This is a genomic window from Ruegeria sp. CL5 (assembly GCF_056536485.1).
Genome location: NZ_JBQFPS010000002.1, coordinates 161,841 through 182,018, shown reverse-complemented (window position 1 = coordinate 182,018; position 20,178 = coordinate 161,841). Strand labels below are relative to the sequence as shown.

The 20,178-nt window shown below is 54.8% G+C and carries 19 protein-coding genes and 2 tRNA genes; 11 read left to right on the top strand and 10 right to left on the bottom strand.

The window, feature by feature from the left end; all coding sequences use genetic code 11:
• Positions 1-118: 118 nt before the first annotated feature.
• The 4 genes from ACR0IU_RS04535 to ACR0IU_RS04520 form a co-directional block, all read right to left on the bottom strand.
• The gene (locus ACR0IU_RS04535; protein ID WP_480715410.1) at positions 119-529 is read right to left on the bottom strand and encodes a secondary thiamine-phosphate synthase enzyme YjbQ; all 411 of its coding nucleotides are present in this window, start codon (positions 527-529) and stop codon (positions 119-121) included.
• 6 nt (positions 530-535) lie between these two features.
• On the bottom strand, positions 536-931 hold the full coding sequence (locus ACR0IU_RS04530) for a hypothetical protein (RefSeq protein ID WP_170472398.1): 396 nt from the start codon (positions 929-931) through the stop codon (positions 536-538).
• Positions 932-1,008: 77 nt separating this feature from the next.
• Positions 1,009-1,563, bottom strand: a complete 555-nt coding sequence (locus ACR0IU_RS04525; protein ID WP_480715409.1) for a DUF4166 domain-containing protein — start codon at positions 1,561-1,563, stop codon at positions 1,009-1,011.
• Complete coding sequence (locus ACR0IU_RS04520; protein WP_170779976.1) at positions 1,553-1,999, bottom strand: DCC1-like thiol-disulfide oxidoreductase family protein; 447 nt, start codon at positions 1,997-1,999, stop codon at positions 1,553-1,555. Before ACR0IU_RS04520 ends, ACR0IU_RS04525 begins: the two co-directional genes overlap by 11 nt.
• Positions 2,000-2,310: 311 nt before the next feature.
• Here ACR0IU_RS04520 and ACR0IU_RS04515 point away from each other — a divergent pair, with 311 nt between their 5' ends.
• Complete coding sequence (locus ACR0IU_RS04515; protein ID WP_480715408.1) at positions 2,311-3,336, top strand: AraC family transcriptional regulator; 1,026 nt, start codon at positions 2,311-2,313, stop codon at positions 3,334-3,336.
• Positions 3,337-3,501: 165 nt separating this feature from the next.
• On the opposite strand, the gene rpoD is transcribed toward ACR0IU_RS04515, so the two are convergent.
• From rpoD to ACR0IU_RS04495, 4 genes are all read right to left on the bottom strand, one after another.
• On the bottom strand, positions 3,502-5,490 hold the full coding sequence (gene rpoD / locus ACR0IU_RS04510; protein ID WP_010441993.1) for an RNA polymerase sigma factor RpoD: 1,989 nt from the start codon (positions 5,488-5,490) through the stop codon (positions 3,502-3,504).
• Positions 5,491-5,604: 114 nt separating this feature from the next.
• The gene (gene dnaG, locus ACR0IU_RS04505) at positions 5,605-7,554 is read right to left on the bottom strand and encodes a DNA primase (protein ID WP_480715407.1); all 1,950 of its coding nucleotides are present in this window, start codon (positions 7,552-7,554) and stop codon (positions 5,605-5,607) included.
• Between the two features lie 80 nt (positions 7,555-7,634).
• Positions 7,635-7,931: a hypothetical protein gene (locus ACR0IU_RS04500; RefSeq protein WP_170472416.1), complete on the bottom strand. Its 297-nt coding sequence runs from the start codon at positions 7,929-7,931 to the stop codon at positions 7,635-7,637.
• Positions 7,932-8,311: 380 nt separating this feature from the next.
• Positions 8,312-9,742 carry a Glu/Leu/Phe/Val family dehydrogenase gene (locus ACR0IU_RS04495; RefSeq protein ID WP_010441990.1) on the bottom strand — a complete coding sequence of 477 codons (1,431 nt, stop codon included), beginning with the start codon at positions 9,740-9,742 and terminating at the stop codon, positions 8,312-8,314.
• Positions 9,743-10,166: 424 nt separating this feature from the next.
• On the opposite strand from ACR0IU_RS04495, the gene ACR0IU_RS04490 reads away from it, so the two are divergent.
• Genes ACR0IU_RS04490 through ACR0IU_RS04480 form a run of 3 tightly spaced genes read left to right on the top strand, consistent with a single transcriptional unit; the run spans position 10,167 to position 13,088 of the window.
• Complete coding sequence (locus ACR0IU_RS04490) at positions 10,167-11,888, top strand: Tad domain-containing protein (RefSeq protein ID WP_480715406.1); 1,722 nt, start codon at positions 10,167-10,169, stop codon at positions 11,886-11,888.
• Positions 11,885-12,508: a TadE/TadG family type IV pilus assembly protein gene (locus ACR0IU_RS04485; RefSeq protein WP_480715405.1), complete on the top strand. Its 624-nt coding sequence runs from the start codon at positions 11,885-11,887 to the stop codon at positions 12,506-12,508. Before ACR0IU_RS04490 ends, ACR0IU_RS04485 begins: the two co-directional genes overlap by 4 nt.
• Complete coding sequence (locus ACR0IU_RS04480) at positions 12,495-13,088, top strand: hypothetical protein (RefSeq protein ID WP_170779783.1); 594 nt, start codon at positions 12,495-12,497, stop codon at positions 13,086-13,088. Before ACR0IU_RS04485 ends, ACR0IU_RS04480 begins: the two co-directional genes overlap by 14 nt.
• Here the strand turns inward: ACR0IU_RS04480 and ACR0IU_RS04475 are convergent, their stop codons facing one another.
• Positions 13,089-13,559 (bottom strand): hypothetical protein, encoded by a 471-nt coding sequence (locus tag ACR0IU_RS04475; RefSeq protein WP_480715404.1) that lies wholly within the window; start codon positions 13,557-13,559, stop codon positions 13,089-13,091.
• Positions 13,560-13,719: 160 nt separating this feature from the next.
• On the opposite strand from ACR0IU_RS04475, the gene ACR0IU_RS04470 reads away from it, so the two are divergent.
• Positions 13,720-14,631, top strand: a complete 912-nt coding sequence (locus ACR0IU_RS04470) for a pirin family protein (protein ID WP_480715403.1) — start codon at positions 13,720-13,722, stop codon at positions 14,629-14,631.
• A 7-nt stretch (positions 14,632-14,638) separates the two neighbouring features.
• On the opposite strand, the gene ACR0IU_RS04465 is transcribed toward ACR0IU_RS04470, so the two are convergent.
• Positions 14,639-15,226, bottom strand: a complete 588-nt coding sequence (locus ACR0IU_RS04465) for a TetR/AcrR family transcriptional regulator (RefSeq protein WP_480455702.1) — start codon at positions 15,224-15,226, stop codon at positions 14,639-14,641.
• Between the two features lie 70 nt (positions 15,227-15,296).
• On the opposite strand from ACR0IU_RS04465, the gene ACR0IU_RS04460 reads away from it, so the two are divergent.
• The 6 genes from ACR0IU_RS04460 to ACR0IU_RS04435 all read left to right on the top strand — a co-directional run bounded on the left by ACR0IU_RS04460 (position 15,297) and on the right by ACR0IU_RS04435 (position 20,154).
• Positions 15,297-15,575 carry a hypothetical protein gene (locus ACR0IU_RS04460; RefSeq protein ID WP_480715402.1) on the top strand — a complete coding sequence of 93 codons (279 nt, stop codon included), beginning with the start codon at positions 15,297-15,299 and terminating at the stop codon, positions 15,573-15,575.
• A 128-nt stretch (positions 15,576-15,703) separates the two neighbouring features.
• Positions 15,704-16,990 carry a homoserine dehydrogenase gene (locus ACR0IU_RS04455; protein WP_480715401.1) on the top strand — a complete coding sequence of 429 codons (1,287 nt, stop codon included), beginning with the start codon at positions 15,704-15,706 and terminating at the stop codon, positions 16,988-16,990.
• Between the two features lie 69 nt (positions 16,991-17,059).
• Complete coding sequence (gene glpX, locus ACR0IU_RS04450) at positions 17,060-18,043, top strand: class II fructose-bisphosphatase (RefSeq protein ID WP_010441981.1); 984 nt, start codon at positions 17,060-17,062, stop codon at positions 18,041-18,043.
• 88 nt (positions 18,044-18,131) lie between these two features.
• Entirely contained in the window at positions 18,132-19,874 is a 1,743-nt protein-coding gene (gene recJ, locus ACR0IU_RS04445) for a single-stranded-DNA-specific exonuclease RecJ (protein WP_480715400.1), read from the top strand.
• Between the two features lie 109 nt (positions 19,875-19,983).
• A tRNA-Glu gene (locus ACR0IU_RS04440) sits at positions 19,984-20,058 on the top strand.
• A gap of 21 nt (positions 20,059-20,079) precedes the next feature.
• Positions 20,080-20,154, top strand: a tRNA-Glu gene (locus ACR0IU_RS04435).
• Positions 20,155-20,178 lie beyond the last annotated feature (24 nt).

The window sequence follows — 20,178 nt, the reverse complement described above, 5'->3', positions numbered from 1 at the left end:
CGCCGTCTCCTCGTCCCTAGTTCGGCCTCTTTTGTAAGCGCTGCGGCTTACTTATCCACAACTATAGGGCAGCCGCTAGGGTTTGGGTAGTCGGAATTTTCCACCCCAATATAAAGCGTCACGCAAAGTGCGCTGCGACCTTTCTAATATGCGGTGCATTGCGATGTTCAAACACGTAAATACCCTGCCATGTGCCCAGCACAGGCGCCCCACTCCTCACCGGGATCGACAACGAAACCGGCATCATCGCAGCCTTGATATGAGCTGGCATGTCATCCGGCCCCTCATATGTATGGCGCAGATAAGCCATCGAAGGATGGTCGGAAGGCGGCACAAGCCGGTCATAAAAGGCATGTAAATCGGTCTGCACTTCGGGATCAGCGTTTTCCTGAATCAGCAAAGAACAAGAGGTGTGCCGCACAAAGAGGGTCAGCAGGCCATCTGATACCGGCCTCAGCCAATCGCGCACAGCGGCGGTGAACTCATAGAGCCCCGCACCCTGCGTTGAGATCGAGAATTCGGTCTGCAACGCAGATCACCTAAAGTTAATGCGACGACTGCACCGGCCATTTGCACCTTGCACAGACATACTGTCGCCGGCTTTGAAGCCAGCCGATATACTGCCTTGCTGGTCTACATTTGCAGGAGGCTTGAGCGAAAACTGCACAGCCGTCTTTCGGCCGGTCGTCACGCTTGGCCCATAGCCACGCAGAACATAAATACGCTGTTGCCACCCCGCACCCAAAGACCGTCGTGCGAAATCCGCCGCAGCACACCAATATCCATCGACATCTCTGCGCGCCCTTGGGATGACTTCGAATTCCGTATTGCTGATTGCTTCGGTTTGATATCCGTTTGGTGCCGCGCTGGTCATTGCCGGAGAACCGAGCAACATAAGTGCGCCCAACGTAACTGATAATATCTGTTTCATCCTCGTCATCTTCCTGTTTCCACCTGAAATATACCTAGTGCGCCTCACCACTCCAAACAGTAGAGATCACAATCAATTCAAACTGACCTCAATTCGCTCCGATCCGGCTCAAGCCACCCGTTATATCGGATCAGCAAACCCAGGCCGGGCACATAGGCAGAAATGTCAAAACAAAAGCGGTCCATTGAATCTTGGGTTTCTGTCGAGGCTGACTGCGGCAGCAGAAACTTGGGACAAGGTATTCCAAACAGGGCGAGCCGACGGATTCGAATCGACAGCCCTGCCTCGGTTCGTACAGGCTGTAACCAAATTGCGAGCCCCCCGATCCTTTCGTGGACGCAATTGTATCTCTGGTCGAAACTAATGCGTGAACATGTCTCATGCCCGGAAAAGTCCCGCTTCCAAATCCAATGCCCTTTTGTTCGATGTATAGTGAGAGTGACCTGAAGGTCGTCCCCTTCTGGCGGGAATCCTCCGATGCGCAAAGCCAGGGCGACCAATGGCCCCCGACCTCGGATTATGCTGCATTTTCCCGAATATTGCCCCTCCGCCGAGTGCAGTTTTTGAATTGCTTCCGGCAGCTTTTCATCCACACCCAGAACTTGCAGGAACGGGTCGTGCTCAGAAGCCATCTGAAGCGAACCGGGACCGAAGGCTAGCATCGGGAACCAAACAACAGTTGTAACGACCAAACAACGCATATCGATTACGGGCAATCGAGTGATACAGCCAATCCTTAACAAACACTGGCAGATATCGGCACAAGGACAGCAAGAACCAAGCTCCCGGTAACGCGCGCATCGCGGCGGCAAAAGCATCAAGCTTCTGGTGAACTTCACCATCGACGATGACCAGATTGGTCTCAAAATCCTTGGTCGGGAGATTCAGCCGTGAATAGAGTCTCCTCCCCAACTCCGACTGGGCGGTCGCAAATCTGAACCTTTGGTCCCGATCATGGCGCAACATGAACTGAAAAAACTGCGAACACAAAACGCATTCACCGTCAAAGACAATCAAATCAGTTTCAATGTCTGGCAAGTCAGGCACTGTAAATCCAAATACCACCATCAATTCAAGAAGATACTGGCACGGCATAATTCTCGCAGCAATGCGACATGACCGACCAATAAGGAGAGCTGTGCCGGGGAACCCATTGAAACGGCTTGGTGGACCGTCGGCTTGGGCTCAACCTTATCCCCAAAAGGTGCTGACCCGGCAACGATGGATATTTAGGTGTCACTCCTGCGGTATTCTTGGCAATTTCGGCCAAACCCTTTCGAATATCCGACACGTCACAAGTGTCGGTAACAGAGGCTGGCAAAATACAGCGCCTTTCCGCTATCGTGATCAGATTATCAGGATGAGTTTCGGACAAGGTTATGGACGTTGATATTTCACGCATTCAATTGCTGATGCGCGCCCTCGAACAACGCGCGAGTTTATCGGTTGTCGATCAGGTTCTTAAAAACAGCGCATTGACCCGGATCGATGTTGAAGCACCTGCCACACTATTTAGCGCCCGCAAAGAGGCCATGTTTGTTCGCCATGCCTGTGATGCGCTCGGTGACATCACATTCGGTGCAGGCGCGGGGTTAGAGTTCAATTCTTCCTCCAGTGTGACGGCATATATCAGTAAATACTCGCGGGATCTGAAACAGGTGTTGGAAAACACAACGCGGTTTCATGGTATCATTGACCCCGCACTGGCGTTCAGTCTGCGTGTTTCCGGCAATTCCGCCTCATTGGAGGCTGAATGGAAGGACCCAAGTTTTTCGCGATACCATCGTCGAACCGAGTTTTTGTTATTCGCAAGCATTGCTCGAATGCGGGCTTTGACGCAGGTGAAACTGTATCCTATCGAAATGCGATTTCAGCACAGTGTAGGGCGACATGCGGACACCTTTCAAAAGATCGGAGGCTTTCCAGTAAAGTTTGAGGCTGAACGATTGGAGGTTATTTTATCACTACCCTCACTCGAAACACCGATCCCTACCTATGATCCCAGTCTGCGGGCGCATCTGCTGGAATATGGCGAGCGTCTGCTGGCGGAAGGACGTAAGCCAAAACAAAAAAACCGTGCACAGATCGAAGGGTTAATCACCAGGTCAATGCCCGGAGGGATAATTCAGGCGGATGAAGCCGCCTCTCAACTTGGCCTCAGCCCGCGCACACTTGCCCGTCGTCTGGCGGATGAAGGCACTTCCTACCGCGAGATTGTCGAAGATCTGCGCTGTGATCTTGCGCAAACATTTATCAAAAACGGCATGAATCTAGCTGAAATCTCGTATTCTTTGGGCTATTCGGATCAGGCTGCGTTCTCGACGGCTTTCAAACGTTGGACCGGCCAGGCCCCGACGGCGTTCCGTAAACGGGTTTCACATCCGCTTACACATAAAGGAAAGTAGCCGGGGGTCATCAGCGCAGCCGCCTCGCCCCGGCCTGTCCATGAGTGGACAGTGTGGACATAGGCACAGCAGCGCAACGCAACATGCGATATTTCGCCAATTTGATATGTTGTTCAGTCAATGCGCGGCGAGGCATGAAAAAGGCGCCTCGTGGGCGCCTTTGACCTATTGATCCAGGAAGGACCGAAGCTTCCGCGATCGGCTGGGATGCTTTAGCTTTCGCAGCGCTTTCGCCTCGATCTGGCGAATACGTTCGCGGGTAACACTGAACTGCTGACCCACCTCTTCCAGTGTGTGGTCAGTGTTCATGCCGATACCAAACCGCATCCGCAGTACCCGTTCCTCGCGCGGAGTGAGTGAGGCCAGAACCCGGGTCGTGGTTTCCTTGAGGTTCTCCTGAATCGCGCTGTCGAGCGGCAGCACGGCATTCTTGTCCTCAATGAAATCGCCAAGCTGGCTGTCTTCTTCGTCGCCGATGGGAGTTTCGAGGCTGATCGGCTCCTTGGCGATTTTCATCACCTTTCGAACTTTCTCGAGCGGCATTTGCAGCTTTTCTGCCAGTTCTTCCGGAGTCGGCTCGCGACCGATCTCGTGCAGCATCTGGCGACCGGTCCGAACCAGTTTGTTGATCGTCTCGATCATATGTACCGGAATACGGATGGTGCGCGCCTGATCCGCGATTGACCGCGTGATCGCCTGACGGATCCACCAAGTCGCATAGGTCGAGAACTTATAACCACGGCGGTATTCGAACTTGTCCACCGCTTTCATCAGGCCGATGTTGCCTTCCTGAATAAGATCAAGGAATTGCAGGCCGCGGTTCGTGTACTTTTTGGCAATCGAGATTACCAGACGCAAGTTGGCTTCAACCATTTCTTTCTTGGCCTGTCGCGCCTCTTTCTCGCCTTTCTGAACCTGCTGCACGATGCGGCGGAATTCAGGGATATCTAGACCGACATATTGACCGACCTGAGCCATGTCGTTGCGCAGTTCCTCGACCTTAGCGGTCGAGCGTTCGATGAACATCTGCCAACCCCGGCCCGGCTTTTCGGCCATTTCTGCCAGCCAGTTCGGATCCAGTTCACGCCCGCGATAGGCGTCGATGAATTCACGACGGTTGATCCGGGCCTGGTCGGCCAGTTTCACCATCGAGCTGTCCAGCGACATGACCCGGCGGTTGATGCCATAAAGCTGGTCGATCAGCGCTTCGATACGGTTGTTGTGCAGGTGTAGACCATTTACCAGCTCAACAATTTCCGCGCGCAGCTTCTGATAGGTCTCTTCGTCTTTTTCGCTGAACGATCCGTCTTCATTCAGAGTGGCCGAAATTCGGCTATCCTGCATTTCGGAGAGCATGGCAAAGTCGCTGGAAATCCGCTCTAGCGTAGTCAGAACTTGATCCTTAAGCGCTGCTTCCATCGCAGCAAGCGACATATTTGCCTGATCGTCTTCGTCATCGTCGTCGTCGTTGGCAATCGGGTTGCCATCGGCATCCAGCTCTGGGCCTTCATCTTTGGCGGGTTTGGCTGCCTGAACCGACGATGTGTCAACGACCGGCTCCTGTACGTCGCCATCTTCATCCAACTGGTTGCCGAACGTTGTTTCAAGATCAATAACGTCGCGCAACAGAATGTCTTCGCTCAACAATTCGTCGTGCCAAATCGTGATCGCCTGGAAGGTCAGTGGGCTTTCGCACAGGCCGGCGATCATAGTATTCCGACCAGCCTCGATCCGTTTGGCGATGGCAATCTCGCCCTCGCGGCTAAGCAATTCGACTGATCCCATCTCGCGCAGATACATGCGCACCGGGTCATCAGTACGATCCAGCTTTTCGGTAGCGGCACCAGCCAGCGCAACTTCGCGTGGGCCTTCGGTCGTGACCAGTTCGGTCGAACCTTTGTTCTCTTCTTCCTCGGCCTCTTCATCTTCGATGATGTTGATGCCCATCTCGGACAGCATCGACATAACGTCTTCGATCTGTTCCGAGCTGACCTGATCAGGCGGCAAAACCTGATTAAGCTGGTCGTAGGTGATGTAACCTTTCTCACGGGCCTCGGCGATCATTTTCTTGACCGCTGCCTGGCTCATATCAAGCGAGATCTCCTGTTCCTGCTCGTCGGATTTGCGGTCTTCGTTCGTATCCTTGGCGGCCATTCAATGCTCCTGCAGGGATGGGTGATTCGTTTTGACCGAATCATTAGCGCGTAGAAGTGATTCGGCCACCCGTTTACCTGTTTTTCTTTTCCAGTGCCTTACGAAAACACCACTTTACCGGCGTTTCCGCTCAAAATTGATACCCGACATGATCGCTTCAAACGCGTCTTTCTCGTCACGGTTGATTCGCGCACCATTGTCGGCGATGTCGAAAACGGCCCTGTCTTCGTTCTGGCTGCGGCTCGTCCGGTTGCGCTCTTCGGCGGCTTGCGCCAGCCGATATGTCAGCGCCTCATCGGCCAGATCAGACAATTCCTCTGCCGCTTCGGCAATCTCAGCATCCAACCCCCGGAGCGCTTTGATCTTTGCGAGTTCCTCGGCCAGCGTCATCTGGGCCTTTTCAACGTCGCCTGGTTTGTACACACAAGGGATCACTGCGACATGGCGAAGGGCCAGAAGGTTTTCAAGGGGTTCCGGCCCTAAAGTTTGTACGATGTGCTCTTGCAGATTGTCCGGATCGTCAATCGCATGGCGCAAGATCGCCCCGCGCAAAGCTGCGTGATCGGGATCGTAACAATCCATTTCTTCCAACTGGTGTTCGAATTGAATTACAACTTGCGGATTTAGAATAGCAATTGCGAGAATGGCCGCTTCGCGCAATTGAATATCCGCGTTCTCGGACGACGCCAGAAACGATGCGCGTGCACCGGGCGTGGCAGGCTGGGGTTGCGCCTGCCATTTTCCGCGCGGCTGCCACGTTCGATTTTGCGATTGCCTCTGGGGACGAAATAATTGCCAGCGCAGGTCCTTAATTTCCTGCCCGTAATGCGATCGGATCGAGGGGTCGCGGATCAGCTTGATCTTCTCACGCAGGGATTTATCCAACGCCGCCTTCCGTTCAGGGCTGTCGAATACCTTGCCTTCCGTCTCACGTTGCCACAGCAGCTTGACCATCGGAATGGCCCCTTCCAGGACGGCTTGCACCGCCCCCGGCCCTTCGGCACGCAGAAGATCGTCTGGGTCCTTGCCTTCCGGCATGAGTGCGAATCGCAAGGATTTGCCTGCCTCCAGCAATGGCAGGGCCAGATCGACCGCCCGCATCGCGGCGCGCAGGCCCGCTGTGTCACCATCCAAGGCAATGATCGGTTCATCCGAAACACGCCAGAGCAACTGTAGTTGATGTTCGGTAATCGCTGTTCCTAATGGCGCCACCGACGCGCCAAAGCCTGCTTCGGCCAGCGCGATTACGTCCATGTAACCCTCGGCAACGATCAGGGGCTGCCCCTTCCCAGCCGCCTGTCTCGCAGGACCGTGGTTATAGAGGCTACGGCCTTTATCGAACAAATCGGTCTCGGGCGAGTTCAGGTATTTTGCGTTGTCATTCGGGTCCATTGCCCGACCGCCGAAGGCAATGCAACGCCCGCGTGGGTCGCGGATTGGATACATGATGCGGTTTCGGAAGTTGTCATATGGTTTTTTGCCCCTGTTGGACGGTTTGGCCAGGCCCGCCGCAAGGATCAAATCATCGGCTACATTCTTGCCAGTTAGATGATCCCACAACGCCTGCCAGCCGTCGGGGGCAAACCCGATCTCCCATCGATCCAACGCCTGTGCATCCAGCCCTCGGCGGGTCAGGTAATCGCGCGCCTCGGCCCCTGCCCCGGTCTTGAGTTGCAAGCGAAAGAACTGAACCGCCTGCTCCATGACTTCGGCGAGTTGCAAGCGTCTGTCCTGTTTCTCCTGCGCTTTCGGATCGCGCGCAGGCATCGGCATCCCCGCTTCACGCGCCAGAATCTCGACCGCTTCGATGAACGAGACATTCTCGGTCTCTTTCACAAAGCTGATAGCATCGCCTTTGGCATGGCACCCAAAGCAGTAATAGAATCCCTTCTGATCATCGACGTGGAATGAGGCGGTCTTTTCGTGGTGAAACGGGCATGGCGCCCACATATCCCCCTTGCCCTGATTGGATTTGCGCTGGTCCCACATGACCTTACGCCCAACAACCTGAGACAGGCTGAGGCGCGTGCGCAGTTCATCCAGAAATCCGGGGGGCAAAGACATGGGTCAAACCTGCCAGAAATGAAAACGCGCGCCAAGGGGATGGCGCGCGGTTGTCCACAGAGAAATGATCTGTCTGTGGATTATTGCTGTAAACACAACTCCAGCCAAGCGGCACCGAGATCTTTTTTGCGCACGTCGCGCATTTTTTGTTCGTACACCCAAGGCGTGATCAACGGAATCGCCGCATTGTAGTTCTCGGGCCATGTCGGACCGCTGTCTGCTACTGCCTGCGCCACGTCGCGTTCCTTGACTCGGTCCAGACGTGCCTTCTGCACCGCAGCCACGACATCTGCCTGATACTTGCAACTTTGCTCTTTAGTCTCCTGAGCAGCCAAGGGTGAGGCCAGCAAGACCGCGACAATGGCAATACGCAACATGGGGTTCTCCCGGATTCGTTTCCTTTGGCGCAGCTTAACCGTGCATAGCAACACCTTCCATCGCCGATTTCAATTTGTACCTCAGTCGAAGCGTCAGGCGGCTAGCAACAGCTTCATACCCTGCCAGCGCAGCATTAGGCACAGACTTTTCGCAGATGTTTCAACACTCGCGTGCGGTCATATGGCGGCGTATCAGAGTTTCTTCTGCAGAAGCGTAGTACCCGAGGTAAATTGAACATCGACATAAACGCTGTCCCGGTCCAAATCCACAACGACTGACGGTATATCGATCGATCCTTCTGCGAAACCGAATTAGTTCAAATCGTAAAAAGCGGCCACCCATAGGGCGGCCGCTATCAGAAATTCGATTGCCTGAGTGCTCAGAGTCCTTTTGCCCGATAGCTTTTTGAGACCCGATCAATCGCCACAATATAAGCTGCGGTGCGCAGGTCATCGACATCAGCGCGGTCATGCCAAACCTCGCTCATAGCCTGATAGGCGATGCGCATTGTGTCATCGAGGCCTGAGCGCACCAGCTCCAACTCGTCAGCACCCTTGAGGTATTTGGCCTTGAAGTTCGGCGACATCGACCAGGCATCACCCAGGTATCGATCCAGCCGTTCAAGCTCGCTGACGATCAGTTCATGGCGCGCTTCTTCCTGGCGGCGCTGCATGCGGCCAAAGCGGATATGGCTAAGGTTCTTGACCCACTCAAAATAGGATACTGTAACACCGCCCGCATTTGCATACATATCGGGGATAATAACTGTACCTTTATTGCGCAGGATTTCATCCGCGCCCGCTGTGACCGGACCGTTTGCAGCCTCGATAATCAGCGGCGCTTTGATCCGTTCTGCATTAGACAGGTTAATCACCCCTTCTAGTGCGGCCGGGATCAGGATATCGCATTCGGATTCAAGCACTGCACCGCCCTCGGCTGAATGCGTCGCATCCGGATAGTCTTTCACGCCGCCATGCTTAACGATCCACTGACGCACCGCTTCAACATCAATGCCATCGGGATTGTATAATGCGCCATCCCATTCGATGATGCCAATCACGCGCGATCCGTCTTCTTCACTGAGGAATTTTGCCGCGTGGTAGCCCACATTGCCCAAGCCCTGCACAACAACGCGCTTGCCGTCCAATTTGCCTGTCATACCAGCCTTTTTGACATCTTCCGGATTCCGGAAGAATTCGCGCAACGCATATTGAATGCCGCGGCCGGTCGCTTCAACCCTACCTGCGATACCCCCAGCGTTCAGCGGTTTACCCGTCACACAGGCGCGCGCGTTGATATCTGTCGTGTTCATTCGGGCATACTGGTCGGCCATCCACGCCATTTCGCGTTCGCCTGTTCCCATGTCGGGTGCGGGGACGTTCTGAGACGGGTTGATCAGATCGCGTTTAGCCAATTCATAGGCGAAACGGCGGGTGATCTGCTCTAGCTCGTGTTCTTCATATTGGCGCGGATCGATACACAACCCGCCTTTAGACCCCCCAAATGGCGCTTCGACCAGAGCGCATTTGTAGGTCATCAGAGCCGCGAGCGCCTCGACCTCGTCTTGGTTCACCGCGAGGGCATAGCGAATACCACCTTTGACCGGCTCCATATGTTCTGAATGAACCGAGCGGTATCCGGTGAATGTGTGAATCTGCCCTCTCAGCCGAACTCCGAACCTGACTGTGTAGGTGGCGTTACATACCCTGATCTTTTCTTCCAGTCCGGGCGGCAGGTCCATCAGAGACGCAGCTCTGTTGAACATCAGATCAACACTCTCACGAAAGCTGGGTTCTATAATGCCGGTCATACAATCCTCCGTACTGGCAAATGACAAACGTCATGACGTTTTGTCGCACTGCTTGTAATTTACCGCAATCAGTAACTGCACTTATTTTAAGCAATTTGCGAAAGGCCAATCGGCGTGTTCGAACTGAGTCGACCATCGATCACCTACGCGCTATTGTCCCGAGGCGGGAAACAAAGACAGCAAAAACGCCACGAATAAAGCTGAAAACCGTTAAAAACGAGCAGCATAGTGACGATCATGCCTAATTCTCGCCACGATCCCTGTATAATTAATTAGCGCTGCAAACCGCTGGCATTGGTGCGCCCTGTCGACAGAGGAATTCACTATGCGCAATTATGATTTAAAAGAATTGTTTTACTTTTTGTGCCGAGAAAACAGGTGCGCCCGACGCTTGCGGCAATTTGCATCTGAAACAGAAGGCACGATGACGATCCTTGCGCTCTTCTTGGTGATGATTGTCTTCACCGTTGCCGGATTTGCCGTCGATATCATGCGTTACGATCGGGAAAGGGTGCGACTGCAATATGCCCTTGATCGCGCCGTTTTGGCAGCAGCGGACCTGGATCAGGAGCTTTGCCCCCGTGTTGTCGTCAACGATTACATTACCAAGGAAGGCTTCAACCCTGATATTATCAGTAATATCGAAGTCGAACCCGAGACATGTAAGACAAATGCGGATGGCTCTGTTGAACAGATCGCCGAGCTTGAAGGCAAGCGCAAGGTTGTAGCCAGTGCTGACATGAGCATCGAGACCCACTTTATGAAGTGGAGTGGTGTCGATCATATCGGTTCAACCGCGACCAGCATTGCCGAAGAATCGATTGGTAACGTTGAAATCTCGTTGGTTTTGGATGTGTCAGGCTCAATGCGCGGAACAAAGCTGACCAACCTTCAGAAGGCCGCAAACGACTTTATTGATGAAATGGTTCTGAAGTCAGAAGAAGGTAGATTGTCAATTTCGATCGTACCCTATTCCGAACAGGTCTCGGTGCCTGACTATCTGATGGATGCCTTGAATACGATCGGTGCCAACGAAGTTGCAAATTGCATCGACTTCCAAGCCTCGGACTTCACGACAACCAATTTCAACTATTACGATATCGTCGATGATGGCGGTAATATCATTAGGAAAGGGGATTACATTCCTCAGACCTTACACTTCAAGGACAGCGGCACGAACGACAGAAGATTCAGTGATACTTTGGTATCCAGTAACATCTGCCGTCTTGAATCCGCGACTGACCAACGGGAAATGACCGTTATTCAGAATGACCCGGATATTTTGAAGGACCAGATTGAAAATCTGGTAGCAAGCGGCTGGACTTCGATTGATCTTGGATTGAAGTGGGGCTTGACCTTGCTTGATGACAGTATTCAGCCATTGATTGCCCAGATTGCAGACAGCTCTGAAATCCCAGACTCGTTCGCCATTCGGCCTGCACCGAACACCACGACAGACACCCTTAAGGTTCTCGTGCTGATGACGGATGGGGAAAACACCTATCAGCATAAGGTAAACTCACCCTATAACGAAGGTGGCTCCAATATTTATTGGAACGAAAGTGCACAGACTTATTCCATCTATGATGATCAAAATGGGCATTGGGCTTGGCCAAATGTAAATACCACCATTTGGGATAATAGTACCGGCGGGTACTGGACACGTGACAAGTTCCAGGATCATGCGCACGGAAATGGTACCTACAAACGATATCGTTGCCGGGATTACTACAATGGCACCTGCTACGATATCGACAGATCGAATGATCGCGACTTCAACGAAAGCGGTTCGTCGCCAGCAGAACTAGAATGGCCTGATGTCTGGGCACATACGGAGAAAAACGCGATCCGAAATATGTTCCGCCATGCCTACGGCTGGACCCGTGGCAATGAATTCGCGGCTGCGTCGACCACCGAAATCGGCCCTTCAACCAAAAATCCGCGGGTTGTCGATCTTTGCGTAGAAGCTGAGAAAGAAAAGGTCATAATTTTCTCGATCGCTTTCGAAGCCCCCTACGGCGTCAAGCAGATGCTGAAAGACTGCGCGATCAAACCTGCCCGCTACTACGAAGCAACTGGCACCCAGATCGAGCGCGTCTTCGATTCAATCAGCACTTCGATTCAAAACCTGAGGCTGACCCAATGATCATGTCGTTTCGAGAACGGGCGCAAAGGTTCTGGCGCAATGAGGATGGTGCGTCCTCGAGCATCGAATTCATGTTCTGGTTCCCTTTCTTTTTCTATGTTGGCTATTCTGGCATGGACCTAGGATTGATCTCATTCCGGCACGCCGACCTTGAGCGGTCATTGGACATGACGATCAGGGAAGTTCGACTGAATCGGCTACCGCCTGGGGAAGACGGGTGGGATCACGCCCTTCTGAAGAAAATGGTATGCGAGAACGCGATCATTTCCGACTGTTCTGAAAATCTCGCACTCGAAATGAAATCCATCGACCCGCGCGTTGGTAACGAATTGGATCCGAGACCTTATTGCGTCGATACACCGGCGACGGTCAGAAAGCCGGAAGATGTAGCGTTTGAATTGGGAACCTCGAATGAAATGATGATTATTCGGGCTTGCCTCGAAGTCTCTCCTACCTTTGGCTTTTCCATGATGAACGACCTGGTAAGGCAAGACAATGACGGGCAATGGGAGGTACATGCCACTTCTGTGTTTGTTCATGAACCATTTGGAGGCTCATCAAGTACTCCCACTGGAGGTGGCACTTCTGAACCGGAGGACGTAGCAGATGCCGGCGGCTAATTTCTCAATCAGAGGCGCAATTGCAAGAGCCGTTCGTCGCTTCCGGCACCGGGAAGACGGCATCATGTCGGTTGAAGCCATGCTAATACTGCCGTTGCTTTATTGGTCGATGCTCGCATCATATACCTACTATGATGCCTATCGCCAAAGCTCTCGCAACATCAAAGGTGCCTACGCGGTTGCCGACGTGGTTTCACGCGAAGACGGCAATGTGACTGAAGCCTATGTAAACACGATGTATGATCTTTTGGAGACCTTGGTCGATACACGCGCACCAGTGACGTTGCGGATGACCTATCTTACATTTGATGCCGAGAACGACATCCATAATGTACTGTGGTCCTGCGTTCGTGGCACAGGCCTACCGAAATGGTCAAACGCAGACATTGACGACATTAAGCCTCGGCTACCCGCCATGCCTGACAATGGATCGATGATCGTGGTCGAAACCCGGAACACATATCGGCCGCCATTCTATATCGCATTTGAATTCGCCGAATTTGACATGAACAACCTTGTGTTCACTCATCCGCGCGTATTCGACAATATCGTCAATACTGATCCGTCCTGCGTCGTCTAGCTACGACCTTTCGGCAAGCAGTCCGGTCAGTATCTCGGACATGAACTTGGTTTCGGCGGCGGCCGTCATTCCGCCGATACCAATGCGGCGCCCGACACGCCACCAAAGGCCTGGAAACCAGTCAAACGATCCTGCCGTGCGGGTTTTGATAATAAATCCATTCGATGGCTTGAACGCAAATACACCCCGGTCGACGGTCTCAACCTCTTCCACTTTGCAAATCACCTGCCCCGAGCTGGTGCGTAAATCGGTAGAGGTCAGTTCGATCCTGCCCTGAGTCGAATGCCACATGTGATGCGACAGCCAGAAAGCCCCAATTCCCACAACAAACAGGAATATCTGCCAACCAAGATCCGGAGGCGATACTATCGCGACATAAATCACCAGCGCTCCGACAGTGGCCAACATCCCTACTCCGGTCCATCGGCGCGCGGATGAGGCCTGAATAGAGGCCAGAACTTCGTCTTGCATGTCACTCTCCCCGTTGCTCGTCTGCTCTAGCTGGTTTGATATGCAAAGAACAACACCCATGTCGCTGGTCTGAGCGTGATTGCACAGACTGCGTGTTCCTGCGCAAATTGATTACGCCGGGACTGGTCATAAATTTTGGCTAAGCAATCAGGAGGCAAGAATGTCCCTCAGACCGATCCTTGAGACGCGCACTTCGGTTCCAACAATGGAAGGCGCGGGTGTCAAACTTCATCGCGCATTCGGGTTTCAAGACCCGTCGGAACTGGACCCTTATCTGTTGTTTGATGACTTTCGGAACGACAACCCGCAAGACTACATGGCCGGTTTTCCATGGCATCCACATCGCGGCATCGAAACGATCACCTATGTCCTGTCCGGTTCAGTTGAACACAGTGACACGCTGGGTAATAGCGGCACTTTGGGTGCAGGAGACGTTCAATGGATGACTGCCGGGTCTGGTATTCTGCATCAGGAAATGCCCAAAGGCTCGGACAGCGGCCAGATGCATGGTTTTCAACTTTGGGGCAATCTTCCATCGGATCAAAAGATGACTGCCCCACGCTATCAGGACGTCCAAAGTGCCGATATTCCCGAGATTATCGAAGACGATGGTACGGCGGTCCGGGTAATAGTCGGCACATTCTGGGGCCGTACAGGTCCTGTCGACGGAATCGCTGCAGATCCGCAATATCTGGATATCAGTATACCGGCAAGCGTGAAAAAGACCTTTCCAATAGATACCTATCGTCGTGCCTTCGCCTATATCTTTGAAGGGAGCGCTGCCTTCGCGGATGCCTCCCGCCCCTCCGGAGTGCTTTTGGAAAAGGAAATCGCCGGGCAAGAGGTCAATATCCGCGACATGTCTGGAGACCGGACATTGGTTCGGTTTGGAACAGGGGATGAAATCACCGTTCAGGCCGGGCCCGATGGTGTGCGATTTCTTCTGATCTCTGGGGCTCCGATTAATGAACCTGTCGCATGGCATGGACCGATCGTCATGAACACGCAGGCCGAATTGCAGCAGGCCTTTCGTGAATTGCGCAACGGCACATTCATCCGCCCGGCACATTGAGGGCCGGTCAGGCGGTGACGGCCTTGCGCACCATATCCCAATAGACCTGTTCAACCTCATCCAACGACAATCGCCCGCCGCTGCGGTACCAGGTGATCACGCCGTTGAGCATGGCGATCACCGCCAAAGTGGCGATTTTGGTATCGGTAACCGAGAATTGGTCCGATTGCTGTCCTATGCGCAAGATACTCTCCAGCGAGTCTTCGTAGCGGCGGCGCAGCGCTTCAATTTCGGTGAAATTTTCGGGCGTCAGATTGCGCAGTTCCATATAGGCGATAAATACTTCATCCGGGCGCTGAAGGTGAAAACGGATGTGGAACCCGACAAACTGGTGCAGCGCATCTTGTGGGTCGTCAAACTGCTCAAGCTCTTCATATGCAGCCAACAAATCCTGCATATGATCGCGCATAAGACGGAACAACAGGCTTTGTTTATCAGGGGTATAATTATACAGGGCTCCGGCCTGCACCCCCACCTCTCCCGCGATCTGTCGCATCGATACAGCGGCATAGCCGTGGCGGGCAAACAACCCCAACGCTGCCTCGCGAATGCGAGGGCCGGTGATGTCTGAATGAGAGCCTTGTGTACGTGCCATGACCTTATCCTATATGAACGGTTGTTCAGATAGAACCCCGCTTGAACCAGCGCGGTAAAAGGTGCATCACATGAAAAACTCTTCAACCCAAAGGTCTGCGATGAAGCTTTTGCCGTCGATATTTCTTGTGCTCGCCACTGCGAGTTGCGCGAATATCCCCGAGTTGGAAGGCAGCGAAACCGCCGCATTGCGCAAGGCCCCCTATCCCAAACTCATTGCATTGGATCCGGCCCTCGGTGCCCCCACCGATCCCGTCAGCGAAGCGGAAGAGGTTGAAGAGGATCTGTCGACGCGCGGCGAAGCCTTGGCGAAAAAAGCCGAGGCGTTGCAAAATGCCGAGATTAACTAGGATTTTGGCTGCGCCTAAGCCTCCGAAAGATTAGACGGATTGCACCCTTGCCCCGAACCCGCTAAGGCAGCCCGCAAAGGACACTTCGCCATCGCGGGCGGCATTGCGAGCAGAAAGGACCCAAGGGAATGACACAGGCGCTGAGGCTTGGAATTGCCGGTCTGGGAACTGTCGGAGTGGGAGTGGTCAAAATCGTGCGGCGGCATGCTGATCTTTTGCAGGCGCGCACCGGGCGCCCCGTTCAGATCACCGCTGTTTCGGCTCGCGATGCCAATAAGGATCGTGGCGTAAACCTATCCGACTACGCGTGGGAGACCGATCCGGTTTCCTTGGCAAAACGTGACGACGTCGATGTTTTTGTTGAACTGATGGGCGGTGAGAACGGTCCCGCAAAAGCCTCTGTCGAGGCGGCATTGGCCAGTGGAAAAGATGTCGTCACTGCCAACAAGGCGCTGCTGGCCATCCATGGACAGGACTTGGCGGAAAAGGCCGAAGCTGCAGGCCGCGTCATTCGGTTCGAAGCAGCCGTCGCGGGTGGTATCCCGGTGATCAAGTCTCTGACCGAAGGGCTGGCTGGTAATGAGATCACACGCGTCATGGGTGTGATGAACGGCACCTGCAACTACATCCTGACCCGGATGCAATCGCAGGAGTTGGGCTACAACGCTCTTTTCGAGGAATGCGCGCAGCTTGGGTATCTAGAAGCCGATCCCAATCTGGACGTTGGTGGCATCGATGCGGCGCATAAATTGGCGCTGCTGTCATCGATTGCCTTCGGCACCAAGCCGAATTTCGTCGGGATTGAGATTGAAGGCATTCAACAGATCAGCCTGGATGACATCCATCAGGCTCACGACATGGGATACCGGATCAAGCTGTTGGGCGTGGCTCAGCGCACTGCCCGGGGACTAGAGCAGCGTATGCAACCCTGTCTGGTGCCGAGTGACTCTCCGTTGGGTCAGTTGGAAGGTGGAACCAACATGGTCGTGCTGGATGGCGATGCAGTTGAGCAGATTGTTCTGCGTGGCCCCGGTGCGGGCGAAGGTCCCACTGCAAGCGCTGTGATGGGCGATGTCTGCGATCTGGCACGCGGATTGCACATCCCGACATTTGGCCGCCCTGCCGCATCACTGGAAGAGGCAAAGCCTGCCGTTACTGGTTTGCCCGCGCCCTATTATCTGCGTCTGGGCCTGCAGGATAAACCAGGCGCGCTGGCCAAGGTTGCCTCTATTCTGGGCGATGCGGGCGTCTCGATTGACCGGATGCGCCAGTATGGGCATGCCGAAAGCACCGCGCCCGTGTTGATTGTCACCCATAAGACGACACGCGCAACCCTTGACGTCGCGCTTGAAGGCTTGCGCGACACGGATGTTATCGCGGGTGAGCCCGTCGCCTTGCGCATTGAAGAGGTTTGAGCTTGCGACCTGCATGAAACGCAAGCTATGCCGGTTATTACGGCTTTATTGACCTGAGGATACGAACATATGAGTGCTGCCAAGATCGATTTTAACGACCGCCTTCTGTCTCTGGGCCTTGCGCGGGTGGCGGAACAGGCCGCGCTGGCGTCCGCCTCATTGGTTGGCCGGGGTGATGAGAAAGCCGCTGATCAGGCTGCTGTAAACGCGATGCGGGAACAGCTGAACCTTCTGGACATCGAGGGTGTTGTCGTCATTGGTGAGGGCGAGCGCGATGAAGCGCCGATGCTGTATATCGGCGAAGAGGTTGGTACTGGCAATGGGCCGGGCGTGGACATTGCGCTGGACCCGCTGGAAGGCACCACGCTGACAGCCAAGGATATGCCAAACGCCTTGACGGTGATCGCCATGGGACCGCGCGGCTCAATGCTGCACGCGCCTGATGTGTATATGGACAAACTGGCCGTTGGCCCCGGCTATCCTGAAGGCGTTGTCAATCTGGATATGAGCCCCCGCGAGCGTGTTGAGGCTCTGGCCAAAGCCAAAGGGTGTGAGCCTGCAGATATCACCGTTTGCATCTTGGAGCGTCCTCGTCACGAAGCAATGATTGCTGAAGTGCGCGATACTGGCGCCTCAATCCGCCTGATCACCGATGGTGACGTCGCTGGCGTCATGCACTGCGCCGAAAGCGAAGTGACCGGGATCGACATGTATATGGGCCAAGGCGGCGCACCCGAAGGTGTTCTGGCTGCTGCTGCGCTGAAATGCATGGGGGGTCAGATTTTTGGCCGCCTGTTGTTCCGCAACGATGACGAACGCGGCCGCGCCGCCAAGGCAGGCATCACCGATCTGGACCGCGTGTATGCCCGCGACGAGATGGTGACCGCAGATGTCATCTTCGCTGCCACTGGCGTGACCGGGGGCTCTCTGCTGCCACGTATCAAGCGGGAACCGGGCTGGGTTGAGACAACGACGCTGCTGATGCGGTCAAAGACCGGTTCTGTTCGGCGCATGTCTTATCGTACGCCTATGTGGCCACATACCGACGCTTAGCGGCTTGCGCCGCTGCCTTCGGCGAGAGTATCAAAAGGATGAAGAGGCCGGGTCCGAAGGGGTCCGGCCTTGGCGCATGAGGTGAGATGTGGCGTTTCTGGGCGTAGAGCAATCGTTGACCGGTCGGCGTTGGGTTGGACCTGGGATAGAGGTCGAGCGGTCGGCTGAGATGATGGCGCAGCAAACCGAATTGCCACGTGCCGTTTGTCAGGTGCTGGCGCGACGCGGTGTTCCGGTGATGGAGGCCTCGGGCTTTCTGGAGCCAAAGCTGAAAGAACTGCTGCCTGATCCGCGTTCGATAAAGGACATGGAGCTTGCCGCTTCGCGGTTTCTTGAAGCGGTGCGCAATCGTCAAAAAATCGCAGTGTTTGCCGATTATGATGTGGATGGGGGCAGTTCGGCTGCGCTACTGCTGGTGTGGCTGCGCCAGATGGGAATAGCCGCAACGCTCTATGTGCCCGACCGGATTGATGAGGGCTATGGACCAAATGTACCGGCGATGCAGGAATTGGCAGTTAGCCATGATCTGATCATTTGCGTGGATTGCGGAACACTTAGCCATGAACCTATCGCGGCGGCGAAGGGTGCAGATGTAATCGTTTTGGATCATCATTTGGGGGGAGAAACCCTGCCGGATTGCGTCGCAGTGGTGAACCCGAACCGGCAGGATGAAAGCGGTGATCTGGGCTATTTCTGCGCGGCTGCGGTGGTGTTTCTGATGCTGGTCGAGGCGGGCCGCCAACTCCGCGAGGCTGGCGTCAAAGGGCCGGATCTGATGGCCATGCTGGATCTTGTGGCGCTGGCTACGGTGGCCGATGTCGCGCCGCTGATTGAGGCCAACCGGGCCTTGGTGCGGCAAGGGCTGAAGGTGATGGCCCAGCGGCAACGGCCAGGGCTGGTGGCGTTGTCGGACGTGGCCCGCATGGATACTGCGCCCAACAGCTATCACCTAGGGTTTTTGCTAGGGCCGCGTGTGAATGCAGGTGGGCGCATCGGTCAGGCCGATTTGGGCGCGCGATTGCTGAGCACCGACTCGGTGATCGAGGCCAAATCCCTATCCGAGCGACTGGATGCCCTGAACTCGGAGCGGCGTGAGATCGAGAACACAGTGCGCGCTGCAGCACTGGCACAGGCGGAAGAACGCGGGCTTGATGCGCCGTTGGTGTGGGCTGCTGGTGAGGGATGGCATCCCGGTGTCGTAGGCATCGTTGCATCGCGGCTGAAAGAGGCCGCAAACCGGCCCGCGATCGTGATCGGGTTTGATGGAGATGAGGGCAAAGGGTCGGGCCGTTCCGTCTCGGGCGTTGACCTGGGCGCGTCGATCCAGCGTCTGGCAGCCGAAGGGTTGTTGGCCAAAGGTGGTGGACACAAGATGGCGGCAGGTCTGACGGTGATGCGGGATCAGTTAGAGCCCGCCATGGCGCGCCTGTCGGAACTGCTGGCCAAGCAGGGTGCGGGGCAAGCAGGCCCTGCCGATCTGAAACTGGACGGGGCACTGATGCCTGGCGCCGCAACAGTCGACCTGATCGAGCAGATCGAAAAGGCAGGCCCGTTCGGAGCCGGTGCCCCTGCCCCACGCTATGCTCTGCCCGATCTGCAGGTGCGATTTGCCAAGCGTGTGGGCGAAACACATCTGAAACTGTCACTATCGGATGGCATGTCCGGCGGACTGGATGCCATCGCCTTTGGTGCGTTCGATGGTCCGCTGGGGGATCGCCTGTCAAATCATGGCGGTGCCCGCTTCCATTTCGCAGGTCGGCTTGAGGTCAATTCCTGGGGCGGTCGGCAGAGCGTGCAACTGCGACTGGAGGATGCGGCAGAAGCCGTCTGACACCTTTTTCAACACGCCCTGCAACCAGTCAAAAAAGTTTCGTAGCCTTGCGTTTTTCGTCTTGCGGGGGGGGAAGGTAAACCGTAAAAGGCCCTCCACAAGCCAACGTGGCCCGTTCGTCTATCGGTTAGGACGCCAGGTTTTCAACCTGGAAAGAGGGGTTCGATTCCCCTACGGGCTACCATTTCGTTTGTTTGGTCTAAATGGCCCGTTCGTCTATCGGTTAGGACGCCAGGTTTTCAACCTGGAAAGAGGGGTTCGATTCCCCTACGGGCTACCATTTCCACACACTTTCAATGCTTTA

Bases quoted from the DNA above. Each gene is read 5' to 3' on its own strand.
- ACR0IU_RS04530 (WP_170472398.1), bottom strand. From the start codon at position 931: ATGAAACAGATATTATCAGTTACGTTGGGCGCACTTATGTTGCTCGGT.
- ACR0IU_RS04525 (WP_480715409.1), bottom strand. From the start codon at position 1,563: ATGGCTTCTGAGCACGACCCGTTCCTGCAAGTTCTGGGTGTGGATGAA.
- ACR0IU_RS04520 (WP_170779976.1), bottom strand. From the start codon at position 1,999: ATGGTGGTATTTGGATTTACAGTGCCTGACTTGCCAGACATTGAAACT.
- ACR0IU_RS04515 (WP_480715408.1), top strand. From the start codon at position 2,311: ATGGACGTTGATATTTCACGCATTCAATTGCTGATGCGCGCCCTCGAA.
- rpoD (WP_010441993.1), bottom strand. From the start codon at position 5,490: ATGGCCGCCAAGGATACGAACGAAGACCGCAAATCCGACGAGCAGGAA.
- dnaG (WP_480715407.1), bottom strand. From the start codon at position 7,554: ATGTCTTTGCCCCCCGGATTTCTGGATGAACTGCGCACGCGCCTCAGC.
- ACR0IU_RS04500 (WP_170472416.1), bottom strand. From the start codon at position 7,931: ATGTTGCGTATTGCCATTGTCGCGGTCTTGCTGGCCTCACCCTTGGCT.
- ACR0IU_RS04495 (WP_010441990.1), bottom strand. From the start codon at position 9,742: ATGACCGGCATTATAGAACCCAGCTTTCGTGAGAGTGTTGATCTGATG.
- ACR0IU_RS04490 (WP_480715406.1), top strand. From the start codon at position 10,167: ATGACGATCCTTGCGCTCTTCTTGGTGATGATTGTCTTCACCGTTGCC.
- ACR0IU_RS04485 (WP_480715405.1), top strand. From the start codon at position 11,885: ATGATCATGTCGTTTCGAGAACGGGCGCAAAGGTTCTGGCGCAATGAG.
- ACR0IU_RS04480 (WP_170779783.1), top strand. From the start codon at position 12,495: ATGCCGGCGGCTAATTTCTCAATCAGAGGCGCAATTGCAAGAGCCGTT.
- ACR0IU_RS04475 (WP_480715404.1), bottom strand. From the start codon at position 13,559: ATGCAAGACGAAGTTCTGGCCTCTATTCAGGCCTCATCCGCGCGCCGA.
- ACR0IU_RS04470 (WP_480715403.1), top strand. From the start codon at position 13,720: ATGTCCCTCAGACCGATCCTTGAGACGCGCACTTCGGTTCCAACAATG.
- ACR0IU_RS04465 (WP_480455702.1), bottom strand. From the start codon at position 15,226: ATGGCACGTACACAAGGCTCTCATTCAGACATCACCGGCCCTCGCATT.
- ACR0IU_RS04460 (WP_480715402.1), top strand. From the start codon at position 15,297: ATGAAAAACTCTTCAACCCAAAGGTCTGCGATGAAGCTTTTGCCGTCG.
- ACR0IU_RS04455 (WP_480715401.1), top strand. From the start codon at position 15,704: ATGACACAGGCGCTGAGGCTTGGAATTGCCGGTCTGGGAACTGTCGGA.
- glpX (WP_010441981.1), top strand. From the start codon at position 17,060: ATGAGTGCTGCCAAGATCGATTTTAACGACCGCCTTCTGTCTCTGGGC.